The sequence below is a fragment of the Pseudomonas sp. PB103 genome (genome assembly GCF_009764635.1).
Classification (GTDB): Bacteria; Pseudomonadota; Gammaproteobacteria; order Pseudomonadales; family Pseudomonadaceae; genus Aquipseudomonas.
In genome coordinates this window covers 1-9139 of the sequence record NZ_RWIL01000128.1, presented here as the reverse complement: position 1 = coordinate 9139, position 9139 = coordinate 1, and the positions used below count along the sequence as shown (strand labels likewise).

7 protein-coding genes and 1 pseudogene are annotated in these 9139 nt (G+C 60.8%); 7 read left to right on the top strand and 1 reads right to left on the bottom strand.

All coding sequences use genetic code 11. The features are described from left to right. Nucleotides 1–130 precede the first annotated feature (130 nt). From EJA70_RS23590 to EJA70_RS23565, 6 genes are all read left to right on the top strand, one after another. Nucleotides 131–1585, top strand: a complete 1455-nt coding sequence (locus EJA70_RS23590) for an NAD(P)/FAD-dependent oxidoreductase (RefSeq protein ID WP_158833888.1) — start codon at nt 131–133, stop codon at nt 1583–1585. A 21-nt stretch (nt 1586–1606) separates the two neighbouring features. Next, complete coding sequence (locus EJA70_RS23585) at nt 1607–2533, top strand: alpha/beta fold hydrolase (protein ID WP_008082472.1); 927 nt, start codon at nt 1607–1609, stop codon at nt 2531–2533. Nucleotides 2534–2658: 125 nt separating this feature from the next. Continuing rightward, complete coding sequence (gene glcD / locus EJA70_RS23580) at nt 2659–4158, top strand: glycolate oxidase subunit GlcD (protein WP_158833886.1); 1500 nt, start codon at nt 2659–2661, stop codon at nt 4156–4158. Beyond that, nucleotides 4158–5207 carry a glycolate oxidase subunit GlcE gene (gene glcE, locus EJA70_RS23575; protein WP_158833884.1) on the top strand — a complete coding sequence of 350 codons (1050 nt, stop codon included), beginning with the start codon at nt 4158–4160 and terminating at the stop codon, nt 5205–5207. Before glcD ends, glcE begins: the two co-directional genes overlap by 1 nt. A gap of 2 nt (nt 5208–5209) precedes the next feature. Then, nucleotides 5210–6430 (top strand): glycolate oxidase subunit GlcF, encoded by a 1221-nt coding sequence (gene glcF, locus EJA70_RS23570; RefSeq protein WP_158833882.1) that lies wholly within the window; start codon nt 5210–5212, stop codon nt 6428–6430. 88 nt (nt 6431–6518) lie between these two features. After that, complete coding sequence (locus EJA70_RS23565; protein ID WP_158833880.1) at nt 6519–7919, top strand: VOC family protein; 1401 nt, start codon at nt 6519–6521, stop codon at nt 7917–7919. Nucleotides 7920–7989: 70 nt separating this feature from the next. Here EJA70_RS23565 and EJA70_RS23560 read toward each other — a convergent pair whose 3' ends face one another. Beyond that, the gene (locus EJA70_RS23560) at nt 7990–8667 is read right to left on the bottom strand and encodes a type 1 glutamine amidotransferase domain-containing protein (RefSeq protein ID WP_008082478.1); all 678 of its coding nucleotides are present in this window, start codon (nt 8665–8667) and stop codon (nt 7990–7992) included. Between the two features lie 407 nt (nt 8668–9074). Between EJA70_RS23560 and EJA70_RS23555 the strand changes: the two are divergent. Beyond that, nucleotides 9075–9139, top strand: a pseudogene (locus tag EJA70_RS23555) (type VI secretion system tube protein Hcp); the annotation flags it as partial.

Below are 9139 nucleotides of genomic sequence, written 5' to 3'. Positions count from 1 at the left end.
ATCTTGATTCTGAAAAAAAAGATCAAAAGATCGCAGCCTCGTTTCACTCGTCAGCTCCTACATCCCCGCCGAGCGAATATTTGGCTATACATGAAAGGAGCAAAACGAAAAAAAAACTATAAGGAGGCCCATGCAGACTTACCAAGTGTTGATTATCGGCAGCGGCTTTGGCGGCCAATGCGCGGCGGTTAATTTGCTCAAGGCCGGGATCGATGATTTTCGCCTGTTGGAGCGAAGGGATTTCTTCGGCGGCACCTGGTGCCAGAACACCTACCCCGGTGCGGCGGTCGACGTGCCGTCGCCCCTGTATTCACTATCGTTTGCGCCCTATCGCTGGTCGCAGATGTTCGCCGCACAAGCTGAACTGCAACGTTATACCGAGCAGGTGATCGAGCAGTTCGGCCTGCGTGAGCGCGTAGAGTTGCAGGCCGATGTCGAACGCATCGAGTGGGATGACACAGAAAAGCGCTGGACCGTGCACACCGCCAGCAAAGGCACTTTCCATGCGCAATTCGTCATCAATGCCAGCGGGCCGTTGAGCCAGCCGGTCATCCCACAAATCCCCGGGCAGGATCGCTTTCAGGGCAAGACATTTCATACAAACAATTGGGATCACAGCTACGACTACCGCGGTAAACGTGTGGCCATCGTGGGCAGCGGCGCCAGCGCCGTGCAGGTGATTCCGACGATTGCGCCGCAGGTCGAGCAACTGCATGTGTTTCAGCGCACGCCGCACTGGGTGTTGCCGCGTGCTGATCGCGTCTTCGGGCGGTTCCAGCGCTGGCTGCTCGGATTGAAACCGGCTTACAAGCTGTTGCGCTGGCTGATCTACTGGCAATTCGAAACCCGGGTGATCGCGTTCAAGTATTCGAAACCGGCGATCCGTATGGTTCAGCGTCAGGCCTTGCGCTTGCTTGAACGTCAGGTACACGACCCGCTGCTGCGGGAAAAACTAACGCCCGACTTCACCATTGGCTGCAAACGGGTGTTGCTCTCCAACACCTATTACCCGGCGCTGACCCGACCCAATGTGACGCTGCACACCCGCGAGCAAGGCATCGCCTCAATCGATGAAAGCGGGATCAATACGCAGGACGGGCAACACCTGGAGGTTGATCTGATTATCTGGTCGACCGGTTACGACGCCACCGACGGGGTAATTTCCTACCCGGTCAGCGGAAAAAACGCCGTGCAGCTCAGAGAGGTCTGGGCCGAGTACCCGCGCGCCTACCTCGGCACCAGCCTGCCGGACTTCCCCAACCTGTTTATCGTCACCGGGCCCAACACCGGAATTGGCCACACCTCGGCGCTGTTCATCATCGAATCGCAGATGAACTACATCATCGACTGCATTCGCACCCTCAAAATCCAGGGCCTGCGCAGCATCGAAGTGCGTCGCGAGGCGGAACGTACCTACACTGCAATGATCCACCGGGAGATGGAACGCACGGTGTGGAAGTCCGGCGGCTGCCACAGTTGGTATCAAAGCAAGAGCGGTCATGTGATCGCGATGTTTCCCGGCTTCAGTTTCAGCTATTACCGGTTGACCCGGGCGCTGAAACCGGCCGACCACATTCTGTCCTGAACACGTAAAAGGAAGACGTCGATGCTTTTGCTGTTTGTCGCCCTCGCGGTTTTCGTGGCCTGGAGCTGGTTGAGTTACCCAGCGGTCGGCCATTGGTTGTATGACCTGAACATGGCCATCGAAGCCAAGTTGTACAAATTGCACAAGATCGAAGTGCCGATCGCCGAGCTGAGTGTTTCGACCTGGCAAGGCGGGCCTTATGAAGCGTCGAGCGCGATTCTGATGCTGCACGGCTACAGCGCCGACAAGAACCTGTGGCTGCGCTGCGCCCGCCATTTCGTCCGCCAGTACCGGGTGATCATTCCGGACCTGCCCGGCCATGGCGAAACCGGCTTCAAGGCCGGCGGTGGCTATGACATCCCGCTGCAGGCCAAGCGCATGATCCAGTTGCTCGACGTGTGTGGCGTGGAGAAAGTCCATGTGATCGGCAACTCCATGGGCGGTTACATCGCGGCATGGCTGGCGGCGACGTATCCGGAGCGGATTGCCTCGGTGGCGCTGATCGACCCGGCGGGCGTCACGGCCCCCGAAGTCAGTGACATGGAGCGTCATCTGGCGCGCGGGCATAACCCGTTCCTGATCAATTCCCGCGAGGAGTTTCGCCAGTTTTACGCAATGACCATGGAGTCGCCACCGTGGGTGCCGAGCCTGGTGCTGGACGCCATTGCGCAGCGCTACGAACAGCAGCGTGATGAACTGGAAGAAATCTTCCGCGACTTCCGCGCCAGCCCGCCGATGGAGCCGAAACTGGCTGAAATCAAATGCCCGGCGCTGTTGTTGTGGGGACGCAAGGATCGCTTGATCGACGTCAGCAGCGTACCGGTCTGGAGCAAGGGCATCGCTAATCTGCAGGTCGATGTATGGGATCACGTCGGGCACATGCCGATGGTCGAACAACCGTCGAACACCGCGCGGTTATACCGGCAGTTCCTCGGCAACCAACGCTGACCTGAATCCCCTGTAGGAGCTGCCGAAGGCGGCGATCTTTTGATTGTGCTTTTAAGATCAAAAGATCGCAGCCTTCGGCAGCTCCTACAGGGACAGAATTCAGTGGTCAGGATTTTGGGGGTGAAATGAACATTTTGTATGACGAACGCCTCGACGGCCCATTGCCGCAGGTAAACAAAGCCGAACTGTTGAAAACCCTGCAGCAGGCCCTCCCGGATCTCGACATCCTCTGGCGCGAGGAGGAACTCAAACCCTACGAATGCGACGGCCTCTCCGCCTACCGCACCACACCGATGCTGGTCGCCCTGCCCCGGCGGCTGGAGCAAGTGCAAATCCTGCTCACGCTCTGCCACCAGCACCACGTCCCGGTGGTCGCCCGTGGTGCCGGCACCGGACTGTCCGGCGGCGCCTTGCCGCTGGAACAAGGCCTGCTGCTGGTGATGGCGCGCTTCAACAATATTCTGCACATCGACCCCGCCGCCCGCACCGCGCGGGTCCAGCCGGGCGTGCGCAACCTGGCGATCTCCCAGGCGGCGGCCGCTTTCGGGCTGTATTACGCGCCGGACCCATCGTCGCAAATCGCCTGCTCGATTGGCGGCAACGTCGCGGAAAACGCCGGCGGCGTGCATTGCCTCAAATACGGCCTGACCGTGCACAACCTGCTGAAAATCGAAGTGCTGACCATCGAAGGCGAACGCCTGACGCTGGGTTCCGACGCCCTCGATTCAGCAGGTTTCGATTTGCTGGCGTTGTTCACCGGTTCCGAAGGGTTGCTGGGGATCATCACCGAAGTCACGGTCAAACTGCTGCCCAAACCGCAGGTGGCAAAAGTGCTGCTGGCCAGTTTCGATTCGGTGGAAAAGGCTGGCCGCGCGGTCGCCGAAATCATCGCCGCCGGGATCATTCCCGGTGGCCTGGAGATGATGGACAACCTCGCCATCCGTGCCGCCGAAGACTTTATCCACGCCGGTTACCCGGTCGATGCCGAGGCGATTCTGCTGTGCGAACTCGATGGCGTCGAAGCCGATGTCCACGATGATTGCCAGCGGGTACGCGAAGTGATGAACCTCGCCGGCGCCACTGAAGTGCGCCAGGCTCGCGACGAGGCCGAGCGCGTGCGCTTCTGGGCCGGTCGCAAAAACGCCTTCCCGGCCATCGGGCGTCTGTCGCCGGACTATTACTGCATGGACGGCACCATCCCGCGCCGCGAATTGCCCGGCGTCCTGCAAGGCATCGCTCGCCTCGGTGAGGAATACGGTTTGCGCGTGGCCAATGTGTTCCATGCCGGTGACGGCAACATGCACCCGCTGATTCTGTTCGACGCCAACCAACCGGGCGAACTGCAGCGCGCCGAAGCCTTGGGCGGCAAGATTCTTGAGTTGTGCGTGCAGGTGGGTGGCAGCATTACCGGCGAGCACGGCGTGGGACGGGAGAAAATCAATCAGATGTGCGCGCAGTTCAACAGCGACGAACTGAGCCTGTTCCATGCGGTAAAAGCCGCCTTCGATCCGCAGGGCTTGCTCAACCCCGGCAAGAACATCCCGACCCTGCACCGCTGCGCCGAGTTCGGCGCCATGCACATTCATGCCGGGCAACTGCCCTTCCCCGAACTGGAGCGTTTCTGATGGCTGACGTCGATGCCGCCGACGCCCTGCTCGACCAGGTCAACGAGGCGCGGGCCAATGCCACGCCGCTGAAGATCCAGGGCGGTAACAGCAAAGCGTTCCTCGGCCGCGAGGTGGCCGGTGAAGTGCTTGACCTCCGTACCCATCGCGGCATCGTCCGGTATGAACCGACCGAACTGGTGGTCAGCGTGCGCGCCGGCACGCCGCTGTCAGAGCTGCTCGCGGCATTGGACGCCAGCGGGCAGATGTTGCCGTGCGAGCCGCCGTCGTTTGCCGATGGCGCCACGGTCGGCGGCATGATCGCCACGGGTTTGTCCGGGCCGCGCCGGCCATGGTCGGGTTCGGTTCGCGATTTCGTCCTCGGCACACGGGTGATCACCGGTCTCGGCCAGCATTTGCGTTTCGGCGGTGAAGTGATGAAAAACGTTGCCGGTTACGACCTGTCGCGAATGCTCGCCGGCAGCTTCGGTTGCCTCGGCGTGCTCACCGAAGTCTCGTTGAAAGTCCTGCCCAAACCCCGTCAGTGCCTGAGCATTCGCCTGGACATCGATTGCGCGCGGGCGCTGGTCAAACTGGCCGAGTGGGGCCAGCAACCGTTGCCGATCAGCGCGGCGTGCCACGATGGCAACAGCCTGTATCTGCGTCTTGAGGGCGGCGAAGGCTCTGTCACAGCGGCGCATCAACGGCTCGGCGGTGAGCCACTCGATTCACGGTTCTGGCGCGATTTGAATGAGCACCGCCTGAGCTTTTTCGATGAAGGCCTGCCGCTGTGGCGCCTGTCGCTGCCAAACAATCTTGGGCCACGGGATCTGCCCGGCGAGCAGTTGATCGACTGGGCGGGTGCGCAACGCTGGCTGAAATCCTCCAGCGACGATATTCATACCCTCGCCCAGTCTTTCGGCGGCCATGCCACCTGCTTCACTCACGGCGCGAGCGAGCACCCGTTTCAGCCATTGCCCGCGACGCTGCTGCGCTACCACCGGCAACTCAAGGCGCAACTCGACCCGCAAGGGCTGTTCAACCCCGGCCGGATGTACGCGGAGTTATAGCCATGCAAACCACCCTCAGCGAGCAATCCCGCCAATTGCCCCGTGCCGCCGAGGCGGAAAAGATCCTGCGCACTTGTGTGCATTGCGGCTTTTGCAACGCAACGTGCCCGACCTATCTATTGCTCGGCGACGAACTCGACGGCCCGCGCGGGCGCATCTATCTGATCAAGCAAGTGCTCGAAGGCGCACCGGCCACTGTGCAGACCCAACTGCATCTGGATCGCTGCCTGTCGTGTCGCAATTGCGAAACCACCTGCCCGTCCGGCGTCGATTACCACAACCTGCTCGACATTGGCCGCGCGGTGGTCGATCAGGCGGTGCCGCGCCCGGCCGCCCAGCGCCTGCTGCGTGAAGGCTTACGCGCGTTGGCGCCGAATCCGCAGTTGTTCAAAGGTTTGCTGCGCATCGGCAGCACGTTTCGGCCGCTGCTGCCACGATTGATAGAAAGCAAACTGCCGCAGCACTTGCCGGCTAACGGCTCTCGCCCCGCCCCTCGGCATGCGCGCCGGGTATTGCTGCTCGAAGGTTGCGTGCAGCCCGGTTTGTCACCGAACACCAATGACGCGACCGCGCGTGTTCTTGATCGTCTGGGCATCAGCGTCACGCCACTGGCCGAGGCTGGCTGTTGCGGTGCGCTCGATTATCACCTCGACGCGCAAGCCAAAGGCCTCGACCGCGCTCGGCAGAACATCGACGCCTGGTGGCCGCACCTGCAAAACGGCGCCGAGGCCATTGTGCAAACGGCCAGCGGCTGTGGCGCGTTCATCAAGGATTACGGGCATTTGCTGGCGGACGATCCGGCCTACGCATCGAAAGCCCAGCGCATCAGCGAAATGACCCTGGATCTGGTGCAAATACTCGCCCGCGAGCCGCTGGAACAGGTGTGCGCCGCCAGTGAACGGCGCATCGCCGTGCATTGCCCGTGTACCTTGCAGCACGCGTTGAAACTCGGTGGCGCCGTCGAAGCGCTGCTGAGCCGAATCGGCTTCAACCTCATCGCCGTGCCCGACGGGCATTTGTGTTGCGGCTCGGCGGGCACCTATTCGCTGACGCAACCGGTGCTGGCCCGACAACTGCGCGACAACCGCCTCAATGCGCTGGAAAGCGGCGGGCCGCAATTGATCGTCACCTCCAACATCGGGTGCCAGAGTCATCTGGCCAGCGCCGGACGAACGCCCGTGATGCACTGGATCGAACTGGTGGATCAGTCGTTGGCAGAATGAAGTCCGTAGGATTCTTCGTTTGCCGGCGTGGGCGAAGGCTGCGATCTTTTCCGCCATCCCATACGTGACCGTGGCAGGAATTTTTTTCATGAGCGTGCAGCCTTTCGTCAGCCCCGACCTGATCCGTCAACGCTTCTCCAAAGCGATGTCCGACATGTACCGCGAAGAAGTGCCGCTGTACGGCGCGCTGATGGCGCTGGTGGAGCAGACCAATCGCCAGGTTCTCGACCGTGAGCCACAGATCGCCCGGCAATTGCACAGCACGGGAGAAATCGAGCGGCTGGACATGGAGCGCCATGGTGCGATCCGCGTCGGCACCGCAACCGAACTCGCCACCCTCGCCCGTCTGTTTGCGGTGATGGGCATGCAACCGGTGGGTTATTACGACCTGACACCGGCAGGTGTGCCGGTGCACTCCACAGCGTTTCGCGCCGTGCATGAGCAGGCGTTGCAGGTCAGCCCGTTCCGGGTGTTTACCTCGCTGTTGCGTCTGGAGCTGATTGAAGATCCGCAACTGCGCGCATTTGCTGAATCGGTGTTGGCCAAACGGTCGATCTTCACCCCGGCAGCGCTGCGCCTGATCGCCCAGGCTGAAACGGCCGGCGGTCTGAATGAAACCGAAGCCGGGGAATTTGTCCTGCAGGCACTGGAGACTTTTCGCTGGCACCACAGCGCCACCGTCACCGCCGCGCAATACCAGACGCTCAGTGCCCAGCACCGCTTGATCGCCGACGTGGTGGCGTTCAAAGGCCCGCACATCAATCACCTGACGCCGCGCACGCTGGACATCGACAGCGTTCAGGAGCAGATGCCGGCCCATGGCATCACGCCGAAAGCAGTCATCGAAGGTCCGCCACGGCGACAATTCCCCATCCTGCTGCGCCAGACCAGTTTCAAGGCACTGGACGAGCCGATCGCGTTCACCGATCAAGGTGTCTATCAAGGTGAGAACCGTGGCAGCCACAGCGCGCGTTTCGGTGAAATCGAACAACGTGGCGCGGCGCTGACGCCCAAGGGCCGTGCGCTGTACGACCTGTTATTGAATGCCGCCCGCGAAGCGCTGGGCGCATTTCCCAACGAAGCAAACGCCGCACGCTACAACGCGCTGATGGCTGAGCACTTTGGCGAATTCCCTGACAGCATCGAAGGCATGCGTGAACAAGGACTGGCGTATTTTCGCTATTTCGTTACGGAAAAAGGCCTGGCCGCAGGCAGTCTGGGCGAGGTGTCGCTGGAAGATTTATTGCGCGATGGCTACGTGAAAGCTGAACCGCTGGTGTACGAAGATTTCCTGCCGGTGAGTGCGGCGGGGATTTTTCAGTCAAACCTTGGGGACGCTGCGCAGACCCACTATGGCGAACACTCCAACCGCCAGGCCTTCGAACAGGCGCTGGGCCGCTCGACCATTGATGAGCTGGGCTTGTACGCCGAAACGCAGCAACGCTCCCTCGAAGAGTGCGCCAAAACCCTGTCTGCTCAACTGACCTGAAAACCAACAAATATCCCTGTGGTGAGGGGATTGATCCCATCACCACAAATCTCCTCAGCACAGAGATTATTCAGCGCAATCTCGAAAGCAGCGCAAACGCCGTCTCTTCCGACGAGGCCGGATTTTGCCCCGTCAGCAGCAAACCATCCTCGCGGGTATAACTCGACCAATCCGCACCTTTCGAGAATATCCCGCCCTTGGCCTTGAGCTCGTCCTCGACCAGAAACGGCACCACATTCGTCAACTGCACCGCCTCTTCCTCGCTGTTGGTAAACCCGGTCACCTGCTTGCCCTTGACCAGCGGCTGACCATCGGCGCCTTTGGCATGGCGCAGCACACCCGGCGCATGACACACCGCCGCCACCGGTTTGCCCGCGTTGTAAAACGCTTCGATCAGCGCAATCGAATGGCGATCCTCGGCCAGATCCCACAACGGCCCGTGGCCGCCCGGATAGAACACTGCGTCGAAATCTGCAGCCTTCACCGTCTCCAGCTTGACTGTCGAAGCCAGCGCCGACTGCGCGGCAGAATCCTTGCGAAAACGCTCGGTCGCAGCAGTCTGCGCATCCGGCTCGTCACTTTTCGGGTCCAGTGGCGGCTGACCGCCCTTGGGCGACGCCAACGTCAGTTGTGCGCCAGCATCCTTGAACACGTAATACGGGGCGGCGAATTCCTCCAGCCAGAAGCCGGTTTTCTTGCCGGTGTCGCCCAATTGATCGTGGGAGGTCAGAACCATCAGAATTTTCATGTCGGTCTCACTCGGTTTGAGGAAAGGTCAGACGCACTTTTACAGATGTCAGTGATTGACCTTGATCGACGACGAATCGTTTCAATTTGCCGAATGATGGCACACGGCCATAGTGCGCAAGAAGTTGCGCACTTGTTTTCGTTTTTCACCCATCAATTCCTCTACAGCCCACGTCCAACGTGGCCTGCAGACGAGTGCGCAAGAAGTTGCGCAGTACTGCGCAACTTCTTGCGCACTTTTGCCCCGATTCGCCAGCCAAAAAACTGCAAAGCAGCAGGCTAGAGCAGTCTAACCCCCGGCTGCCGGGGACTTGGCAAAAGCTGGCATGGTCCTTGATAACAGTCAGGCACCCACCGGGCGATTTCGCCTCCCGGGCACCTTAAATTATTCCGCAAGGAGAGCACCCCATGGCAACACCAGCGTACATGTCGGTTACCGGCGAAAAACAAGGCCTGATCACTGCAGGCGCATT